The organism is Aquibium carbonis (genome assembly GCF_003970795.1).
Taxonomy (GTDB): Bacteria; Pseudomonadota; Alphaproteobacteria; order Rhizobiales; family Rhizobiaceae; genus Aquibium; species Aquibium carbonis.
The window spans coordinates 13,349-30,887 of the sequence record NZ_RWKW01000033.1; the positions used below are offsets into that span (position 1 = coordinate 13,349).

Genomic DNA, 17,539 nt, shown 5'->3' on the forward strand with positions numbered 1-17,539 from the left:
CACGCCTTGTTCTTCATTGCTTCCAAAATCTTCTGGATGTTCGCCAACCCGCTGACCCTGGCGGCGATCCTGGCTCTTGCCTCGTTCCTGCTGATCCTCGCCGGCTGGCGGCGGCTGGCCGCATCGGCGGCAGGGCTCGGCTTTCTGGTGCTGGCCGTCTCCGGCTGGACCACGGCGGGCGCGCTTCTGCTGCATCCGTTGGAGGACCGCTTCCAGCGGCCGTCGGACATGCCGGCGCGCGTCGACGGCATCGTCGTGCTCGGCGGCGGCTTCGAGGGCGGGGTCAACCGCGTGCGCGGCGGCTACGAACTCAATTCGTCCGGCGACCGGTTCGTGGAAACGGCCGCGCTGGCCTTGCGCTATCCCGAGGCGCGGGTTCTTGTTTCGGGAGGGGCCGGCGCGCTGCTCCTCGAAGGCGAGGGAGACGGGGAAACCGCGCCGCGGCTGCTCGAGGCGCTGGGCGTCGATCGCAGCCGCCTGCTGCTCGACAACGAGGCCCGCAACACGCAGGAAAATGCGCTCTTCTCGAAACGGCTGGCGGATCCCCAGGAAGGCGAAACCTGGCTGCTGGTGACGTCGGCCTTTCACATGCCGCGCTCGGTCGGCCTGTTCCGCAAGGCCGATTTCGCCGTCGTGCCCTGGCCGTCCGACTACCGGACGTCGGGGGTTGAACGGATAGGTCCGGCCGAAGACAACGTCTTCGATTCGACGCAGAACACGGCGCTCGCGATCCGCGAGTGGATCGGGCTCCTGGTCTACTGGCTGACGGGCCGGATCGACACGCTGCTGCCCGGCCCGGACGGGCAGGGCACACCCGTCATCCGTTGAGCAGGGCTGCCCGCGCGGTCGAGAAGAACTGCCGGCGCACCAGCACGATCAGCACGAGCAGCGTCGTCATCACCAGGACCGCCGGACCGACGAACCAGCCGAGATAGCCGATGGAGAAGAACAGTCCGCGCAGGCCGGAATTGAAATGGCCGCCCGCGATCACGTTCATGTTGGCCGCGCGCAGGACGGCCGTCTCGATCGTCGCCTCGTCGCCGTCCTTGGCCATCGGCACCGCGCCGACCAGGATCGAGCAGTAGTTGAACAGGCGATAGGCCCAGCCGAACTTGAAGAAGGCGTAGGCGAGCACGGTCATCAGGCCGAGCACCTTGACCTCGTAGACCGCGCGGTCGGGCGTGCCGGCCAGCGGCAGGTCCGCCAGCAGCATCAGCACCTTGTCCGACGACTGGAGCAGCGCGAAGCAGCCGCCGAGCGCCAGGAGCGCGCTGGAGGCGAAGAAGGCCGTGCCCTGCTGCAGGCCGAGCATGATGCCGGTGTCGATCATGCGCAGTTCGCGCCGCGCCATGGTGCGCATCCACGCCTCGCGGTGCGCATTCATCAGCTGCGTCAGCGACTTGCGGCGGACGAAACGGCCAGACGTCGCCTGCGAGAACAGCACCCAGAACAGGATGAAGGCCGCCAGCGCCGAAGCGTCCGTCCAGTGGAAGGAATCGATGTCCATCGCGCCAGCATAGCCTCGTCCGCGCCGGGAAGGCAGGGTGTGCCATTGGTGGCCATGATTTGGACAAAACGATTTAAATTGCGTTGAGAAAGGCGTCGATCTAACCCGTTGAAAACATTGTACCGGCTCGAACAAAGTGCGTTTCGTCCCGGGGAAGTGCCGCTGGAAAGCCTTTTTTGCGGTTGCGAAGGGGCGCCCGAAGCCTTACAGGGAAGCCGTGAATTGGAGCGTCCTGGCCTTGCGCCGCGCGCTCCGGGGCAACCAAAACACGGAAGATCATGGACAATACGGTACCGAAATCGTGCTGGGGCGTCACCGCCAAGGCGATCGTGGGTTTTGCAGGTCTCATTCTTCTGGCGTGGCTGGTCGGCGGCGCCGAACACGCAACGGTCCTCGCCTCGAGCTGAGGGCAACGGCCAGTCGGACAATGACAAGGGCGCGGCGCGATTGCCGCGCCCTTCGTGTTTTGCAGGGGCCGTCTTCGCGCCGGGGTCGGTGCGTCGATCATGTCGCGGCAGGATCAGCCGACGTCGGCCCGCGCGCAGCGAAACGCCGACGAACGGCGGAAACTCCAGCAGCATTCCGGAGACCGTCCCGTGTTCCTTTCCGTGTTCGACCTCTTCAAGATCGGCATCGGGCCGTCGAGTTCCCACACGATGGGGCCGATGACCGCCGCCGCGCGCTTCCTCGACGAGATCGCCTCGGGCGACTGGCCCCGACCGGCGGGCGCCAGGGTGGCGCGCATCGCCGTCAGCCTGCACGGGTCGCTGGCCTATACCGGCATCGGCCACGGCACCGACCGGGCCGTCGTCCTGGGCCTTGCCGGGAACACGCCGACGACGGTCGATCCGGACACGGTCGACGCCATCCTCGCCGACATCGCCGCCGAAAAGCGGGTGCGGCCCGACGGGCATGGTCCCTATCGCTTCGATCCGGCGGTCGATCTGGTCATGGACCGCAAGACGCCGCTCGCGGGCCACGCCAACGGCATGGCTTTCAACGCGCTCGACGCCGACGACCGGGTGCTCCTGCGCCGCATCTACTATTCGATCGGCGGCGGCTTCGTCGTGTCGGACGAGGAGTTGCAGCGGATGCAGTCGCGCAGCGAGCCGGAGGCTGGCCCGGCCGTGCCCTACCCGTTCCGAAACGCCGCCGAGATGCTGGCGATGGCGGCAACGAGCGGCCTGTCGATCGCCGAGATGAAGCGCGCCAACGAGGAGACGCAGTCGAGCCCGGCCGAACTGGACGAGCGGCTGGACGCGATCTGGGACGCGATGCGTTCCTGCATCGACCGGGGCCTGTCGCAGGACGGCGTCATGCCGGGCGGGCTGAAGGTGCGCCGGCGCGCGAAGATGCTCAACGAGCGCATGCAGAACGACTGGAAGGAGAACCGCCCGAACCCGCTTCTCGCCAACGACTGGCTGTCGGTCTATGCGATGGCGGTCAACGAGGAGAACGCGGCCGGCGGGCGCGTGGTCACGGCGCCGACCAACGGCGCGGCCGGCGTCGTGCCGGCGGTGATCCGCTACTGGACGCACTTCTTCCCGGAGGCGGGGCGGGAGGACATCCGCACCTTCCTTCTGACGGCCGCGGCCGTCGGCGGCATCATCAAGCACAACGCCTCGATCTCGGGCGCCGAGGTCGGCTGCCAGGGCGAGGTCGGCTCGGCCTCGGCGATGGCGGCGGCCGGTCTCGCCGCCGTCATGGGCGGCACGCCCGAGCAGATCGAGAACGCGGCCGAGATCGCGCTCGAGCATCATCTCGGCATGACCTGCGACCCCGTCGGCGGACTGGTCCAGGTGCCCTGCATCGAGCGCAACGCGCTCGGCGCGGTCAAGGCGGTGACGGCGGCCTCGCTCGCCATCAAGGGCGACGGCCAGCATTTCGTGCCGCTCGACGCCGCCATCGAGACCATGCGCCAGACCGGGCTCGACATGAACGAGAAGTACAAGGAGACCAGCCTCGGCGGGCTGGCGGTCAACGTGGTGGAATGCTGAGGCCGCGACACCGCGCCCTGTGGAGAACCGCCGGGATCGATTGACCGCCGGTCTCCCGGCGCTACACCTGCCGGCATGTCGCTCAACCTGATCAAGCTCTGCGTCGGCGCCGAGAGCATCGAGGACCTCGAGACCTGGATCGCGTTCCGGCTGGGCGAGATGCGCCGGGCGGGCGAGCCGGCGGAGCAGTTCCACACCACGCGCATGGTGCCCAAGCGCGCCGAGGCGCTTCTCGACGGCGGCTCGCTCTATTGGGTCATCAAGGGCAACGTCCAGTGCCGGCAGCGGCTGGTCGACATCCGCCCGTTCACCGACGCCGACGGCATCGGCCGCTGCCACCTCGTGCTCGATCCCAGGGTGGTGCCGACCGACTGGCAGCCGCGCCGCGCCTTCCAGGGCTGGCGCTACCTCGAGCCGAAGGACGCCCCCCGCGACCTCGGCGAAGGGCGCGCCGGATGGACGGCCCTGCCGACCGAACTGCGCCGCGAGCTCGCCGACCTCGGCCTCATCTGAGCGCCGCCTCGTCCGACCCCCGACGCGCGCGGCGCGCCGTTCCATAAACATTTGATCGGCTTGTACAAAGGCCCGAAAGGGAGCATTCTTCGCGCAGGGCGCGGATGGTGGAACAATGCTTGTAACGGGATTGGCCGGTCCCCCGGAAAGCCGCACGCGCGAGAGCGCGCACGTGATCGTCTGCGGGAACGAGAAGGGCGGGTCGGGCAAGTCGACGACCGCGGCCCACATCGCCGTCGCCCTGCTGCGCGCCGGCCATTCGGTTGCGACGATCGATCTCGACGGGCGCCAGCTCACCCTGACGCGCTATTTCGAGAACCGTCGCCGCTGGTCGGCCAAGGCGCGACTGTCGCTGCCGATCCCGCACCACTTCCATGTCCCCCCGGCCTACAAGGAAACGGTCTCCGCCGCCGAAAGCGAGGAGTTCCGCCGGCTGACCGACGGCCTGGCCGACATCGAGAACAGCCACGACTTCGTCGTCATCGACACGCCGGGATCCGACACGTTCCTCAACCGGCTCGCCCATCGCATCGCCGACACGCTGGTCACCCCGATGAACGACAGCTTCATCGACTTCGACGTGCTGGCGCGCATCGATCCGATCAGCAACGAGATCCTCGAGACGTCGCAATATGCCAATGCCGTGCGAGAGGCGCGGCGCGAGCGGCGCAGCGCCGACAATTCCATCCTCGACTGGGTGGTGGTGCGCAATCGCCTCTCCAGCATCGCCTCGCGAAACGCGCACAGGATGGATGCCTGCCTCAGGAACCTGTCGGCCAGGATCGGCTTCCGAATCGCCGAGGGAATCTCGGAGCGCGTGATCTTCCGCGAGTTCTTCCCGATCGGACTGACCGCCCTCGACGATTTCGAGGCGCATGTCCTGGGCACCCGGCCGACGCTTTCGCACCTGGCGGCCCGCCAGGAAATCCGGCAACTGATCACGGCGCTGCGGCTGCCCACCGACGCCGTGGGCCGCCGCCGCGCCGACATCCGGCGCCAGTTCCTGGAAACGTCCGGCCGGCCGCTGCTGCTGCCCGACATCTTCGCCAAGTGATCGCTGCGCGGGCGCGACGTCATGGGGCTTGCATACCGGCCCTGACCGCCACATCTTCATCGCCATGAGCGACAAACGGCTACAGAAGACCGACGATCCGCTCGCGCCCAGGGAGGGCACGAACGCGAAGGGCAACGACGTGGAAGCGTTCGTGCGGCAGGTGCGCGCGCTCGGCGCCATGAAGGGCGCCACCGCGAAGGGCCGCCTCGTGCTGGCGCTCGACGCCACGATGAGCCGCCAGCCGAGCTGGGATCTTGCCTGCCGCCTCCAGGCCGAGATGTTCGACGCAGTCGGCCGCACCGCGCTCAACGTCCAGCTCGTCTATTTCCGCGGCTTCGGCGAATGCCGCGCGTCGAAGTTCGTGAACGACACGGGCGAACTGACGCGGCTGATGACCGGGATCCACTGCCAGGGCGGTCACACCCAGATCGGGAAGGTGCTCTCGCACGCCTTGAAGGAGAATGCGCGCGAGAAGGTCGATGCGCTGGTCTATATCGGCGATGCCATGGAGGAGGACGTCGACGACCTCGCGGACAAGGCAGGCCAGCTCGGCCTTCGTGGCGTGCCGGTCTTCGTCTTCCAGGAAGGGCGGAACGCGGCCGTGGAAACCGCCTTCCGCGAGATTGCGCGGCTGTCCAGGGGAGCCTGGTTCCGCTTCGACCACCAGTCGGCCGCGACGCTCGCGCGCCTCCTGTCGTCCATTGCGGTCTTCGCGACGGGCGGGCTGCGCGCGCTCGAAGCCCGAGGCAGCGCCAGCGACCGGCTTCTTCTGGAAAATCTCGGCGGGACGGGGCAGGGCGGGTCCGCGCGATGACGGTTCTGTTCTACGCGACCGGCATTCTCCTGGTCGCGCTCTTGCTGGCCTTCGCCTTCGTTCGCGCCGATGCGGCCACCGTGGCCCGAACCATCGGCTTGCTCGGTCCGGCGCTGCTCGCCCTAGCCAGTCTCGGCCTGTTGGCGGTCGGCCGGGTCGGCCTTGCGGGCGCGGCTTTCTCCGGCGCCGCCGCCTGGTATCTGTCCGGACGGCAGCGGCGGGCGGCGCAGCCGAGCCCGGGCAAGCGTTCGACCGTGCGCACGGCGGCCCTGGAAATGGAACTCGACCACGACAGCGGCGTGCTTGCCGGCCTGGTGCTGGCCGGCCATTTCGAAGGTCGCGAACTTGCCGGCCTGTCGCGCGAGGATCTGCTTTCCCTGCATGCCGAGCTGTCGAGCGACGCCGACAGCCTACAGCTTCTGGAAGCTTATCTTGACGGCCGTTTCCCCGGTTGGCGTGACGGCATGGACGCGCACGTTGGCGGGGGGGAGAGACGCGCGCCAGGCTCTGGCGCCATGACTGAGCAGGAGGCCTACCAGATCCTTGGTCTTGAAGCGGGCGCCAGTACGGCGGACATCCGCAAGGCGCATCGCCGCCTGATGCAGCGCGTGCACCCCGACCTCGGCGGCTCGTCCTTTCTTGCGGCGCGTATCAACGAGGCCAAGGACGTTCTGCTGAATGGTCATGACTAACTCTCCGTCGACTCACTGACATACCCGGGAGGCCGGGGCCGACATGGCCCCGCGTTAAGACTGGCTGCAGCTCACTGCTGCACGGCGTAGCAATCGATCTTCTTTCGCTTGAGGGCCGAACAGGCATCGAAGGCGGCCGTCTTGGTGGTGAAACCGCCATAGCGCGCGCGGTGGAACACCGTGCCCTTCAGTTCGAAGAGCTCGGTGAACGGCAACGCGTTGGACAGGATGTTGCCGGCGCGCGACGAGGTCGATTCCAGCACGGCGAGCGCCTGTTCCTTCGACGGCGTCGAGGCAACCTGCACGACCCAGCCGCCGGTGGCGATGATGGACGCGGTCCGCACCGGATCGACGCCGACACCGGGCGACACCGTTTCGATTGCGGCTCCGGCGACTGCCGCGGTGGCCATGGCCGCCGGCTCCGGCGCGTAGGCTGCGACGGCTTCGCCGTCGGGCCGGAAATCCGGGGTCGGAATGGCGACCTTCGGCAGGGAGATGGCGGCGGTAGCCACCGGCGCGCCACGGTTGATCACCCGGCTGGCGATCAGCGGGCCGCTGCTGCGGGTCGAGGCCTTGGGGAGATATTCGCGGATCAGCTTGGTCATCTGTTCGTCGCGGCTGGCGCCCGTGCGGCCGCCGATCACCACCGCGACGATGCTGCGGCCATCCGTCTTGACGGAAGACACGAGGTTGAAGCCCGACGCGCGGATGTAGCCGGTCTTGATGCCGTCGACGCCCTTCACCCGGCCAAGCAGCTTGTTGTGGTTGCCCATGCGCGTGGTTCCGAGCGTATAGGACCGGGTGGAAAAATAGTCGTAGTGGTGCGGGAAATGCTCGCGCAGCGCGATGCCGAGGATGGCCATGTCGCGGGCCGTCGTGCGCTGGTTCGGATCGGGCAGGCCCGAGGCGTTCTGGAAGGTCGTGTTGGCCATGCCGAGCTGGCGCGCCTTGGCAGTCATCTGCCTGGCGAAGCCGGCCTCGGTGCCGCCGAGGAGTTCGGCGACGGCGGAGGCGGCGTCGTTGGCCGATTTGGTGACCAGCGAGTAGATCACGGTCTCGACGGTGACGGAATTGCCGGCGCGCACGCCGATCTTGGTGGGCGGGCGGGCCGCCGCGTGCGCGGAGAAGGGAACGCGCGTGTCCTTGCGGATCCGGCCGCCGTCGAGCGCTTCGAAGATCATGTAGAGGGTCATCATCTTGGTCAGCGAGGCCGGATAGCGCGCGGCGTCGGCCGATGCCGCGTAGAGGGTCTTGCCGGTATGCGCGTCGATGACGATGCCGGCATATTCGACCGCGCGTGCTGGAACGGTCGACAGGGCGGTGATGGCTGCCAGAGCTGCAACCAGGATAAATTTCGGGACAAGGGAAAGGGATCTGGGGAGACCGTTCGACTGACGCATGCTGCACCTTCGAATTCTTGTTGTTCGATTTCAGCGACACGCGTGCCGCCACGACATGGGGTCAGACGGTAGGTCAGCGTCGTTACCAATCCGTTTAAGGTAACCGGAATATTGCCCGATCCATGACCATTCGGTTCGAGTTTTAGGAAATGCGCGGTCACGCAACGTCAGGATCGAGGCGCCGGTTGAGATTGCGTTCGAGCCGCGAGCGCACTAGAAGCCGGGGATGACAAAACGCGTCGCCATCTATGCCGGTTCGTTCGATCCCCTGACAAACGGGCATCTGGACGTGCTGAAAGGCGCGCTGGCGGTTGCCGACGAGATCATCGTCGCGATCGGGGTCCAGCACGGCAAGACACCCGTCTTCACCTTCGACGAGCGCGTCGCCCTGATCAAGGAAGTGGCCTCCACCGAATTGCGTGCCGACGAAGGCAGGGTGCGGATCATCGCGTTCAGCGGCCTGCTGATCGACGTCGCGCGCGCGAACGGCGCCACGATCATGATCCGTGGCCTGCGCGACGGCACGGACCTCGACTACGAGATGCAGATGGCCGGCATGAACGAGACCATGGCGCCGGAGTTGCAGACCGTGTTCATTCCGGCGAGCCCTTCGGTCAGAACCATTACCGCCACACTCGTCAGGCAGATCGCGGCCATGGGCGGCGAGATCCGCCCCTTCGTCCCGGCGGCCGTGGCGCAAGCGCTGGCCGCCAAGTTCAAAGCCTGACACTTTCCAGGGAGAAAAACGCAATGCTGCTCAAACAGCTGGTCTCGACCTGCCTCATTTCGGCCGGTCTCGTCTTCGGAGCGCTGGCCGCCGAGCCGGAGGATACGCTGATCCTCACACTGAAGGATGGCGACGTGACGATCGCGTTGCGCCCCGACCTCGCGCCCAGGCATGTGGAGCGGATCAAGACGCTGGTTCGCGAAGGCGCTTACGACAACGTCGCCTTCCACCGCGTCATCGAGGGCTTCATGGCCCAGACCGGCGACGTCGAGTTCGGCGACATGTCCGACGGCTACAATGCGCGTCGCGCCGGTACCGGCGGGTCGTCGTTGCCGGACCTGCCGGCCGAGTTCTCCCGCACGCCTTTCGTGCGCGGCGTGGTCGGTATGGCCCGCGCGCAGGACCCCAACTCCGCCAATTCACAGTTCTTCATCATGTTCGCGCCCGCGCCGAACCTCGACGGCGCCTACACGGTGGTCGGCCAGGTGGAGAGCGGCATGGACGCCGTCGACAAGATCAAGCGCGGCGCGCGCAACGCCAATGGCGTCGTTCAGGATCCGGACCGCATCATCGACGCGCGGATCGCGGCCGACCCGCAGTAAAGCAGGCAAGCGGGCACGCAAGCCCGCCCCGCACCAAAACCAAACGAAGGGAGCCCAGAGATGGCTGAAATCAAGGATCCGGAAAACACCCTGCTGATGGAGACGACCAAGGGCAGTGTCGTCATCGAGCTGTTTCCCGACCTGGCACCCGGCCATGTCGGCCGGATCAAGGAACTCGCCCGCGAAGGCGCCTATGACGGCGTGGTGTTCCACCGCGTCATCGAGGGCTTCATGGCCCAGACCGGCGACGTGAAGTTCGGCAAGTCGGGCGGCGCCTCGTTCAACCCGGCGCGCGCCGGCATGGGCGGCTCCGACAAGCCGGACCTGAAGGCGGAGTTCTCCAACATGAACCACGCCCGCGGCACCTGCTCGATGGCGCGGGCGCAGAACCCGAACTCGGCCAACTCGCAGTTCTTCATCTGCTTCGGCGATGCCGGCTTCCTCAATCGTCAGTACACGGTCTGGGGCCAGGTCATCGAAGGCATGGACAATGTCGACAAGATCAAGCGCGGCGAGCCGGTGCAGGATCCCGACATGATCGTTTCGATGAAAGTTGCGGCCGACGCGTGATGCGTTCCATGGCGGGCGTGATCTGGCCGCTCGTCGGCATCATGGCCGGTGCGGCGCTCGCGCTGCAGGCGCCCGTCAACTCCGCGCTGGCGCGCGGCCTTGGCCAGCCGGTCGCGGCCGCCGCCTTCTCCTTCCTGTCGGGGGCGATCGTGCTCGGCCTCGTTTCCGCCGGCTGGGCCAGGATGCAGGGCACGGTGATCGACTTCGGCGCGCCCGCGCTTTGGCTCTTCGTCGTCGGCGGCTGCCTCGGCGGCTTCTATGTCACCTGCGTGGTGGTGTTGGTGCCGAAGCTCGGCGCCGCCGCGCTAATCGCCTTCGTCGTGGCGGGCCAGCTTCTCGCGGGCCTTCTGATCGATCGCGTCGGCCTGCTTGGCGTCGCCGTGCGCGAACTGACGCTCGGCCGCGTGGCCGGCGCCGTGCTGCTGATCGTCGGCGCACTGATGATCCGCCGGTTCTGAAGCGCTGCGATGAAGGTCGACCTCTTCGATTTCGAACTGCCCGAGGCCAGCATCGCGCTGCGCCCGGCCGAACCGCGCGATGCGGCGCGTCTGCTCGTCGTGCGGCCGGGCGAGGGTCTTCGCGACGCGGTGGTGCGCGACCTTCCGGACTTCCTGCGGGAAGGCGACGCGCTGGTCTTCAACGACACGCGGGTGATCCCCGCCCAGCTGTCGGGCACCCGGCGGCGCGGCGAGGCGGTGGCGCATGTCGACGCGACGCTGCACATGCGCACCGGCCCGGATCGCTGGAAGGCCTTCCTGCGGCCGGCCAAGCGGGTGGCCGTGGGCGACCGCATCGTCTTCGGCCATGACGGCAACGCCTGCATGCTCGGCGCGCTGGAGGCCACGGTCGAGGACAAGGGCGAGGCCGGCGAGGCGCTGCTCGTCTTCGACCTCTCCGGGCCGCTGCTCGACGAGGCGCTGCACGCCGTCGGCCACATGCCGCTGCCGCCCTACATCGCCTCCAAGCGGCCGCAGGACGCACGCGATCTCGTCGACTACCAGACCATCTACGCCCGCGAGGAAGGCGCGGTGGCCGCGCCGACCGCGGGCCTCCACTTCACGCCGGGCCTTTTCGCCAGGCTGGACGCCATGGGCGTCGAGCGCCACTTCGTCACGCTTCATGTGGGGGCGGGGACCTTCCTGCCGGTCAAGGCCGACGACACCGACGACCACCGCATGCATGCCGAGATCGGCCATGTGGACCAGGCGACGGCGGAGGCGCTGAACGCGGCGCGCGCGCGGGGCGGGCGCATCATCGCCGTTGGCACCACGTCGCTGCGCCTGCTCGAGAGCGCAGCCGCCGCGGACGGCACGCTGTCGGCCTGGTCGGACGCCACTTCGATCTTCATCACGCCGGGCTACCGCTTTCGTGCGGTCGACGGGCTGATGACCAATTTCCACCTGCCGCGCTCGACGCTGTTCATGCTGGTCTCGGCCTTCAGCGGGCTGGAAACCATGCGCGCCGCCTATGCCCATGCGATCGGCAATGGCTACCGCTTCTATTCCTATGGCGATGCATCGCTGCTATGGCGCGCCGACGACTGATTTCGCCGACCCGGGACGATCCCATGACCGACCAGTTCACCTTTCGCGTGCTCGCGACCGACGGCAAGGCGCGCCGCGGCGAGATATCGATGCCGCGCGGGACGGTGCGCACCCCCGCCTTCATGCCGGTCGGCACCGCGGGCACGGTCAAGGCGATGTATCTCGACCAGGTGCGCGACCTCGGCTCCGACATCATCCTCGGCAACACCTATCACCTGATGCTGCGGCCGGGCGCCGAGCGCATGGCCAGGCTCGGAGGCCTGCACGAATTCGCCCGCTGGCCGCATCCGATCCTGACCGACAGCGGCGGCTTCCAGGTCATGTCGCTGGCGCAGTTGAGGAAGCTGACCGAGAAGGGCGTCACCTTCAAGTCGCATGTCGACGGCGCCGCCTACGAGATGACGCCCGAGCGCTCCATCGAGATCCAGGGCCTGCTCGACTCCGACATCCAGATGCAGCTCGACGAATGCGTGGCGCTGCCGGCCGAGCCTTCAGAGATCGAACGCGCGATGGAACTGTCGCTGCGCTGGGCCGAGCGCTGCAAGACCGCCTTCGGCCAGCAGCCCGGCAAGGCGATGTTCGGGATCGTGCAGGGCGGCGACATCGGCAGCCTGCGGGAGCGCTCGGCCTCGGCGCTGAAGGCCATGGACTTGAAGGGCTACGCCGTCGGCGGCCTTGCGGTCGGCGAGCCGCAGGCGGTGATGCTCGACATGCTGGACGTGACCTGTCCCGTTCTGCCGGCGGACAAGCCACGCTACCTGATGGGGGTCGGCACGCCCGACGACATCGTCAAGTCGGTGATGCGCGGCGTCGACATGTTCGATTGCGTGATGCCGACGCGGGCCGGCCGCCACGGGCTCGCCTACACGCGGCGCGGCAAGATCAACCTGCGCAACGCCCGCCACGCCGAAGACCATCGCCCGCTCGACGAGGAAAGCGACTGCCCGGCGTCGCGGGACTATTCGCGCGCCTACCTGCACCATCTCGTTCGATCGCAGGAGGCGCTGGCCGGCATGCTGCTCACCTGGAACAACCTCGCCTACTACCAGAGCCTGATGCAAGGCATCCGCGACGCGATCTCGCAGGCCCGGATGGACGATTTCGCCGCCGAAACGTCGGAACGATGGGCCAGGGGTGATCTTCCGGCGCTCTGAGGACGTAACAGCTTTCGACCCGCGCGCTCGACGCGCCTCCCAGGGAGGAAGCCCGCCATGAAATACGTCACCGCCTACGGCATCGCGGTCGTCATCTTCCTGATCGTCGATGCCATCTGGCTCGGCATCGTCGCCCGCGGCTTCTATTCGTCGCGCATGGGCGAGCTCCTGCTCGACCAGCCGCGCTGGGGCGTGGCGGCCATCTTCTATCTCGTCTATGTCGCCGGGCTGGTGTATTTCGCCATCAGCGTCGGCATGGCGCAGGACAGCATCGCGGCCGCCGCGCTGAACGGGGCCTTGTTCGGCTTCTTCTGCTACCTCACCTACGACGCCACGAACCTGGCGGTGCTGAAGGGATACGATCCGGTCGTGGCGCTGGTGGACGTCGTCTGGGGCACCGTGCTCAGCGCCACGGTCGCCGGCGGCACCCTGTTTGCGATGCGCACTTTCGGCCTCTTGCCCCAAACATCCGTGGGGTGAGGCTTCAGGTGCTGAGCGCGTTCGATGCCCGCATGCTGACCCCGGTGATCAGCCACGTTCCGTCCCCCTGGCTTTCCAGCGTGTAGACAGCCTCGTAGGTCTTGCCGTCGGGGCCGACCAGCAGCACCTGCTGGACGATCGAACTCGCGTTCATCTCCTGCGACTTGCCGAAGGCATAGCTCTGCGGGCGGCGCACCGGCATGTAGCCGCTTTCCACCATCGACATGAACGACTGCTGCGTGGGGAAGATGCGCTTGATGTTCGGTGCGGCGAAGGAATAGGCCAGCGCCGCGTCATCGGCCAGGAAGGCTTCGATCTGGCTCTGGATCACCTGCTGGGCAGCCTTCACCTCGGTTTCGCCGGCCGTTGCCGGTCCAGCCGAAAGGAAGGCGGCGAGAACGGCGGATGCGATCAGTCTCTTCATGGCAAAACCTCCTCGGCCACGATCCGTCCGTCGGCGCGGACGTCAGCAGATACGGCGGCTGCGTCTTTTCGGTTTCATCCGGCCAAGGAACCTCGCTGGAAACGGGGCGTTGCGCAACGCAAATGCAGTCGGCGAGGCAGAGTGCCACTTTGTTCGGCAAACGCCGGGAATCGACGCTTTCGCAGGCGGCCGCGGGCGATTGCGCTTGATTTCCGCAGGCGAACACTCTGAAATGGCTGCCATAGGGGAGTATCTCAGTGAAAGCGTTCGACGAGATGCGGCCGGACGGTTCGACCGTACGAGATCCGTACCAGGCCTATGACGGTTGGTTGCAGTCGCAGGACAAGGCCCGACTGACCGAGAAGACCGGAGACGCCGAGCGCGTCTTTCGGAAGACCGGCATCACGTTCAACGTCTATGGCGAGACCGATGCCGCCGAACGTCTGATTCCGTTCGACATCGTGCCGCGCATCATCTCGGGCCGGGAATGGCGCCGGCTCACCCAGGGCATCGAACAGCGCGTCGTGGCGTTGAACGCCTTTCTGGACGACATTTACCATCGCCAGGAAATCCTGCGCGCCGGCCGCATCCCCAAGGAACTGATCGCCGGCAACGAGGCCTTCCTGCCCGAGATGATCGGCGTGAAGCCGCCGGGCGGGGTCTACACCCACATCATCGGCGTCGACATCGTGCGCACCGGCGAGGACGAGTTCTACGTCCTGGAGGACAATGCCCGCACGCCGTCAGGCGTGTCCTACATGCTGGAAAACCGCGAGACGATGATGCAGCTCTTCCCGGAGCTGTTCCAGCAGGTCAAGGTGCGGCCGGTCGAAAACTATCCGCAGTTGCTGCGCCAGTCGCTGTCGCGGGTCCGGCCGGAAGGTTGCCGCACGGAGCTGCCGCGCGTGGCGGTGCTCACTCCGGGCATCTACAATTCCGCCTATTTCGAGCATGCCTTCCTCGCCGACCAGATGGGGGTCGAGCTTGTCGAGGGCTCGGACCTGCGCGTCATCGACGGGCGCGTGGCGATGCGCACGACCGAGGGCTACAAGGCGATCGACGTGCTGTATCGTCGGGTCGACGACGATTTCCTCGATCCGCTGACCTTCCGTCCCGACTCTGCACTGGGCATCGCCGGGATCATGGACGTCTACCGCGCCGGCAAGATCACCATCGCCAATGCGCCCGGCACCGGCATCTCCGACGACAAGGCGATCTATTCCTACATGCCGGAGATCGTCGAGTTCTACACCGGCCGCAAGGCGCTGCTCGGCAACGTGCCGACCTGGCGTTGCTCGGAAGAAGACAGCCTGAAATACGTGCTGGAGCACCTGGAAGAGCTGGTCGTGAAGGAAGTCCACGGCTCCGGCGGCTACGGCATGCTGGTCGGCCCGGCGTCCTCGAAGAAGGAGCGCGAGGCTTTCGCGGCCAAGCTCAAGGCGCGGCCCAAGAACTACATCGCCCAGCCGACCCTGTCGCTGTCGACCTGCCCGATCCTGACGGAAGCCGGCCTGTCGCCCCGCCACGTCGACCTTCGCCCCTTCGTGCTGGTGTCCGACAAGATCCAGATCGTGCCCGGCGGCCTGACGCGCGTCGCGCTCAAGGAAGGATCGCTGGTGGTCAATTCCTCGCAGGGCGGCGGGACGAAGGATACGTGGGTGCTGGATGACTAGCGGGGAGGGGCAGTCGGCAGTCGGCAGTCGGGAATGGCGAATAGCGAATAGCGAGTGAGCTTGACAAAGGGAGGGATACACGGCGGTCAATTCGTTCAAGGATCTGCGGGTCTGGCAGGCTTCGGTCGATCTTTCGGTCGATTGCTATGCCGTGACCAAGTTGTTCCCACAAAACGAAATGTTCGGGATCACGTCGCAGATCCGGAAGGCCTGCGTTTCGGTCGCTGCAAACATCGCCGAAGGGCATGGGCGGGAGCAGACGGGATCATTCATTCAGTTTCTCCGTATAGCTCAGGGATCGCTCAAGGAACTGGAGACACATTTCATCATCGCACAACGCGTTGGTCTGATCGAAGAGCGGGAAGTCGTTCGTATTTTCGGTCAATGCGAACAGGTAGGACGAATGCTGCGCAGCCTCATCAGGACACTGCAGGATAAGACATGAGCAATACCCCAAGGCTGCATGTGAAGATGGCAACTATGCTGACAGAGATCCGGGTAATGCGGGGTTCTTTGTTCCGTATGCGTGCGCTTTCCGGCGTTAGCCACTTCCTATTCGCCATTCGCCATTCGCCATTCGCCACGCGTTCCGCGGGAGCCGCCTGACATGCTTCTCGGACGCACCACCAACGGCCTCTACTGGATGAACCGCTACATCGAGCGCAGCGAAAACACCGCGCGCCTGGTCGATGCGGGCCTGCGGCTGGCACTGACCCGCAGCGCCGATCCCAGCGAGGAATGGGCCTCGATCGTGGCGAGCGCCGGTGCGTCGATCGCGTTCAAGGAACGACACACCGAGTTCACGGCCGAGAACGTCTCCGACTTCCTGCTGCGCGACACGTCCAACCCGGGCAGCGTGATGTCTGTGATGGAAACGGCCCGCAACAATGGCCGGATGGTGCGCACAGCGCTGACGCGTGAGACGTGGGAAAGCCTCAACGAAGCCTGGATGTCGATGAAGCGCATGCTGGCCCAGCCGATCGACGGACGCGACCTGCCGAAGGTGCTCGACGCCATCAAGCGGGAGACGGCCCTGATCCGAGGATCGTTCCATGGCACCATGCTGCGCAACGAAATCTTCGACTTCTCGCAGATCGGCGCCTTCGTCGAGCGGGCCGACAACACCGCCCGCATTCTCGACGTGAAATACTACGTGCTGCTGCCGTCGGTGTCCTGGGTCGGATCGACGCTCGACAACTACCAGTGGGAATCGATCCTGCGGTCGGTCTCGGCGCACAGGTCGTATCGCTGGGTCTACGACGCCGAATACAAGCCGTCGCTGATCGCCGACTATCTCATCCTGAATGGGCGCATGCCGCGTTCGCTCGCCTTCTGCTACCGCAACATCGCCGAAAGCCTCGGCTTTCTGGCGACCGAATACGGCATTCGCCACCCGTGCCATGATACCGCCGAGGCCATCCTGGGCCGGCTGCGGGTCAGTTCGGTCAAGGAAATCTTCGACCAGGGACTGCACGAGTTCCTCACCGACTTCATCGGCGACAACAACCGTCTGGGCAGCGAGATCGCCCAGAACTACCGCTTCTACTGAAGCCGGAAGGATCCATGCGGCTCAAGATCACCCATCGGACCGAGTACAGCTACGTCGCGCCGCTCGGTTATGCGCTGCAGCGGCTGCGCCTGACGCCCTACAGCGGCGGAGCCCAGACCGTTCGCTCCTGGTCGCTGGCCATCGAAGGCGCGCGCGAGGAAGTGCGCTTCGTCGACCAGTTCGGCAACGAAACCATTCTCATCAGTGCCGAGGGCGGGCCGCACGCCATCGTCGTGGAGGTGCGCGGCGAAGTCGACGTGCAGGACACGACGGGCGTGACCGGCCTTCATCGCGGCTTCGCGCCCCTCTGGCTGTTCACGGCCGCAACGCCGCTGACCATGCCGGGCGAGGGGATCGCCGCGCTGGCGGCCTCGATCGGCGAGGGAAGCGAACTCGAGCGTCTTCATGGGCTGATGGCCGCGGTGGCCAAGGAGGTTGCCTACGTCAAGGGAACGACCGATGCGGCCACCGCCGCCGAGGACGCCCTGCTGCGGAAGTCCGGTGTCTGCCAGGACCATGCCCACGTGTTCATTTCGGCCGCGCGTGCGTTGGGCTTCCCGGCGCGCTACATCAGCGGCTACCTCTATTCCGGCGATGCGCCGCAACAGGCCGCGAGCCATGCCTGGGCCGAGGCGCATGTGTCGCAACTCGGCTGGGTGGGCTTCGATCCCTCGAACGACATGTGCCCCGACGACCGATACGTGCGTCTGGCGACCGGCCGCGACTATCGCGACGCCGTGCCAGTTTCCGGAATCCGTCATGGCAGCGGCGAGGAACTGCTTGCGGTGTCGGTCACCGTCGAGCAGTAGTTGCGCCCGGGGAAATTCTGGCCGAATCGC

20 protein-coding genes and 1 pseudogene are annotated in these 17,539 nt (G+C 66.5%); 18 read left to right on the forward strand and 3 right to left on the reverse strand.

Features of this window, described 5'->3' with window-relative positions:
* Positions 1-6 precede the first annotated feature (6 nt).
* Positions 7-828 (forward strand): YdcF family protein, encoded by an 822-nt coding sequence (locus EJC49_RS09250; protein WP_126699542.1) that lies wholly within the window; start codon positions 7-9, stop codon positions 826-828.
* Here EJC49_RS09250 and EJC49_RS09255 read toward each other — a convergent pair.
* Complete coding sequence (locus EJC49_RS09255; protein ID WP_126699544.1) at positions 818-1,507, reverse strand: DUF599 domain-containing protein; 690 nt, start codon at positions 1,505-1,507, stop codon at positions 818-820. The genes EJC49_RS09250 and EJC49_RS09255 overlap by 11 nt on opposite strands.
* A 278-nt stretch (positions 1,508-1,785) precedes the next feature.
* Between EJC49_RS09255 and EJC49_RS26200 the strand changes: the two genes are divergently transcribed.
* From EJC49_RS26200 to EJC49_RS09280, 6 genes are all read left to right on the forward strand, one after another.
* Positions 1,786-1,914 (forward strand): hypothetical protein, encoded by a 129-nt coding sequence (locus tag EJC49_RS26200; RefSeq protein ID WP_280960019.1) that lies wholly within the window; start codon positions 1,786-1,788, stop codon positions 1,912-1,914.
* Positions 1,915-2,103: 189 nt separating this feature from the next.
* On the forward strand, positions 2,104-3,504 hold the full coding sequence (locus EJC49_RS09260) for an L-serine ammonia-lyase (RefSeq protein WP_126699546.1): 1,401 nt from the start codon (positions 2,104-2,106) through the stop codon (positions 3,502-3,504).
* A gap of 75 nt (positions 3,505-3,579) precedes the next feature.
* Positions 3,580-4,017 (forward strand): DUF1489 family protein, encoded by a 438-nt coding sequence (locus tag EJC49_RS09265; protein ID WP_126699548.1) that lies wholly within the window; start codon positions 3,580-3,582, stop codon positions 4,015-4,017.
* Positions 4,018-4,132: 115 nt separating this feature from the next.
* Positions 4,133-5,071 (forward strand): division plane positioning ATPase MipZ, encoded by a 939-nt coding sequence (locus EJC49_RS09270; protein ID WP_126699550.1) that lies wholly within the window; start codon positions 4,133-4,135, stop codon positions 5,069-5,071.
* Positions 5,072-5,135: 64 nt separating this feature from the next.
* Positions 5,136-5,885, forward strand: a complete 750-nt coding sequence (locus EJC49_RS09275) for a vWA domain-containing protein (RefSeq protein ID WP_126699552.1) — start codon at positions 5,136-5,138, stop codon at positions 5,883-5,885.
* Positions 5,882-6,577 carry a DnaJ domain-containing protein gene (locus EJC49_RS09280; protein ID WP_126699554.1) on the forward strand — a complete coding sequence of 232 codons (696 nt, stop codon included), beginning with the start codon at positions 5,882-5,884 and terminating at the stop codon, positions 6,575-6,577. Before EJC49_RS09275 ends, EJC49_RS09280 begins: the two co-directional genes overlap by 4 nt.
* A gap of 71 nt (positions 6,578-6,648) precedes the next feature.
* On the opposite strand, the gene EJC49_RS09285 is transcribed toward EJC49_RS09280, so the two are convergent.
* Complete coding sequence (locus EJC49_RS09285; protein ID WP_126699556.1) at positions 6,649-7,977, reverse strand: D-alanyl-D-alanine carboxypeptidase; 1,329 nt, start codon at positions 7,975-7,977, stop codon at positions 6,649-6,651.
* Positions 7,978-8,203: 226 nt separating this feature from the next.
* Between EJC49_RS09285 and coaD the strand changes: the two genes are divergently transcribed.
* From coaD to EJC49_RS09320, 7 genes are read left to right on the forward strand one after another with little or no spacing between them, the layout of a single operon-like run.
* Complete coding sequence (coaD, locus tag EJC49_RS09290; RefSeq protein ID WP_126699558.1) at positions 8,204-8,704, forward strand: pantetheine-phosphate adenylyltransferase; 501 nt, start codon at positions 8,204-8,206, stop codon at positions 8,702-8,704.
* A 23-nt stretch (positions 8,705-8,727) separates the two neighbouring features.
* Positions 8,728-9,306, forward strand: coding sequence for a peptidylprolyl isomerase (locus EJC49_RS09295; RefSeq protein ID WP_126699560.1), 579 nt, complete (start codon positions 8,728-8,730; stop codon positions 9,304-9,306).
* 60 nt (positions 9,307-9,366) lie between these two features.
* Positions 9,367-9,876, forward strand: coding sequence for a peptidylprolyl isomerase (locus tag EJC49_RS09300; protein ID WP_126699562.1), 510 nt, complete (start codon positions 9,367-9,369; stop codon positions 9,874-9,876).
* Positions 9,877-9,884: 8 nt separating this feature from the next.
* Positions 9,885-10,334: a DMT family transporter gene (locus EJC49_RS09305; protein WP_126699564.1), complete on the forward strand. Its 450-nt coding sequence runs from the start codon at positions 9,885-9,887 to the stop codon at positions 10,332-10,334.
* A 9-nt stretch (positions 10,335-10,343) separates the two neighbouring features.
* The gene (gene queA / locus EJC49_RS09310) at positions 10,344-11,420 is read left to right on the forward strand and encodes a tRNA preQ1(34) S-adenosylmethionine ribosyltransferase-isomerase QueA (RefSeq protein WP_126699566.1); all 1,077 of its coding nucleotides are present in this window, start codon (positions 10,344-10,346) and stop codon (positions 11,418-11,420) included.
* Positions 11,421-11,443: 23 nt separating this feature from the next.
* Entirely contained in the window at positions 11,444-12,574 is a 1,131-nt protein-coding gene (gene tgt, locus EJC49_RS09315) for a tRNA guanosine(34) transglycosylase Tgt (RefSeq protein ID WP_126699568.1), read from the forward strand.
* 57 nt (positions 12,575-12,631) lie between these two features.
* Complete coding sequence (locus EJC49_RS09320; RefSeq protein ID WP_126699570.1) at positions 12,632-13,054, forward strand: DUF2177 family protein; 423 nt, start codon at positions 12,632-12,634, stop codon at positions 13,052-13,054.
* Between the two features lie 4 nt (positions 13,055-13,058).
* On the opposite strand, the gene EJC49_RS09325 is transcribed toward EJC49_RS09320, so the two are convergent.
* Positions 13,059-13,478, reverse strand: coding sequence for a DUF4864 domain-containing protein (locus tag EJC49_RS09325; RefSeq protein WP_126699572.1), 420 nt, complete (start codon positions 13,476-13,478; stop codon positions 13,059-13,061).
* A gap of 257 nt (positions 13,479-13,735) precedes the next feature.
* Here EJC49_RS09325 and EJC49_RS09330 point away from each other — a divergent pair, with 257 nt between their 5' ends.
* From EJC49_RS09330 to EJC49_RS09345, 4 genes and pseudogenes are all read left to right on the forward strand, one after another.
* Entirely contained in the window at positions 13,736-15,151 is a 1,416-nt protein-coding gene (locus EJC49_RS09330) for a circularly permuted type 2 ATP-grasp protein (protein WP_170314667.1), read from the forward strand.
* Positions 15,152-15,248: 97 nt separating this feature from the next.
* Positions 15,249-15,596: pseudogene (locus EJC49_RS09335) on the forward strand (four helix bundle protein); the annotation flags it as partial.
* A gap of 162 nt (positions 15,597-15,758) precedes the next feature.
* A complete protein-coding gene (locus EJC49_RS09340; RefSeq protein WP_126699578.1) occupies positions 15,759-16,700 on the forward strand; it encodes an alpha-E domain-containing protein in 942 nt (313 codons plus the stop codon).
* Positions 16,701-16,714: 14 nt separating this feature from the next.
* Positions 16,715-17,509, forward strand: a complete 795-nt coding sequence (locus tag EJC49_RS09345) for a transglutaminase family protein (RefSeq protein WP_126699580.1) — start codon at positions 16,715-16,717, stop codon at positions 17,507-17,509.
* Positions 17,510-17,539: the final 30 nt, after the last annotated feature.

Coding starts and splice junctions, on each gene's coding strand:
- EJC49_RS09255 (WP_126699544.1), bottom strand. CDS start 1,507: ATGGACATCGATTCCTTCCACTGGACGGACGCTTCGGCGCTGGCGGCC.
- EJC49_RS26200 (WP_280960019.1), top strand. CDS start 1,786: ATGGACAATACGGTACCGAAATCGTGCTGGGGCGTCACCGCCAAGGCG.
- EJC49_RS09265 (WP_126699548.1), top strand. CDS start 3,580: ATGTCGCTCAACCTGATCAAGCTCTGCGTCGGCGCCGAGAGCATCGAG.
- EJC49_RS09270 (WP_126699550.1), top strand. CDS start 4,133: ATGCTTGTAACGGGATTGGCCGGTCCCCCGGAAAGCCGCACGCGCGAG.
- EJC49_RS09275 (WP_126699552.1), top strand. CDS start 5,136: ATGAGCGACAAACGGCTACAGAAGACCGACGATCCGCTCGCGCCCAGG.
- EJC49_RS09280 (WP_126699554.1), top strand. CDS start 5,882: ATGACGGTTCTGTTCTACGCGACCGGCATTCTCCTGGTCGCGCTCTTG.
- EJC49_RS09285 (WP_126699556.1), bottom strand. CDS start 7,977: ATGCGTCAGTCGAACGGTCTCCCCAGATCCCTTTCCCTTGTCCCGAAA.
- coaD (WP_126699558.1), top strand. CDS start 8,204: ATGACAAAACGCGTCGCCATCTATGCCGGTTCGTTCGATCCCCTGACA.
- EJC49_RS09295 (WP_126699560.1), top strand. CDS start 8,728: ATGCTGCTCAAACAGCTGGTCTCGACCTGCCTCATTTCGGCCGGTCTC.
- EJC49_RS09300 (WP_126699562.1), top strand. CDS start 9,367: ATGGCTGAAATCAAGGATCCGGAAAACACCCTGCTGATGGAGACGACC.
- EJC49_RS09305 (WP_126699564.1), top strand. CDS start 9,885: ATGGCGGGCGTGATCTGGCCGCTCGTCGGCATCATGGCCGGTGCGGCG.
- queA (WP_126699566.1), top strand. CDS start 10,344: ATGAAGGTCGACCTCTTCGATTTCGAACTGCCCGAGGCCAGCATCGCG.
- tgt (WP_126699568.1), top strand. CDS start 11,444: ATGACCGACCAGTTCACCTTTCGCGTGCTCGCGACCGACGGCAAGGCG.
- EJC49_RS09320 (WP_126699570.1), top strand. CDS start 12,632: ATGAAATACGTCACCGCCTACGGCATCGCGGTCGTCATCTTCCTGATC.
- EJC49_RS09325 (WP_126699572.1), bottom strand. CDS start 13,478: ATGAAGAGACTGATCGCATCCGCCGTTCTCGCCGCCTTCCTTTCGGCT.
- EJC49_RS09340 (WP_126699578.1), top strand. CDS start 15,759: ATGCTTCTCGGACGCACCACCAACGGCCTCTACTGGATGAACCGCTAC.
- EJC49_RS09345 (WP_126699580.1), top strand. CDS start 16,715: ATGCGGCTCAAGATCACCCATCGGACCGAGTACAGCTACGTCGCGCCG.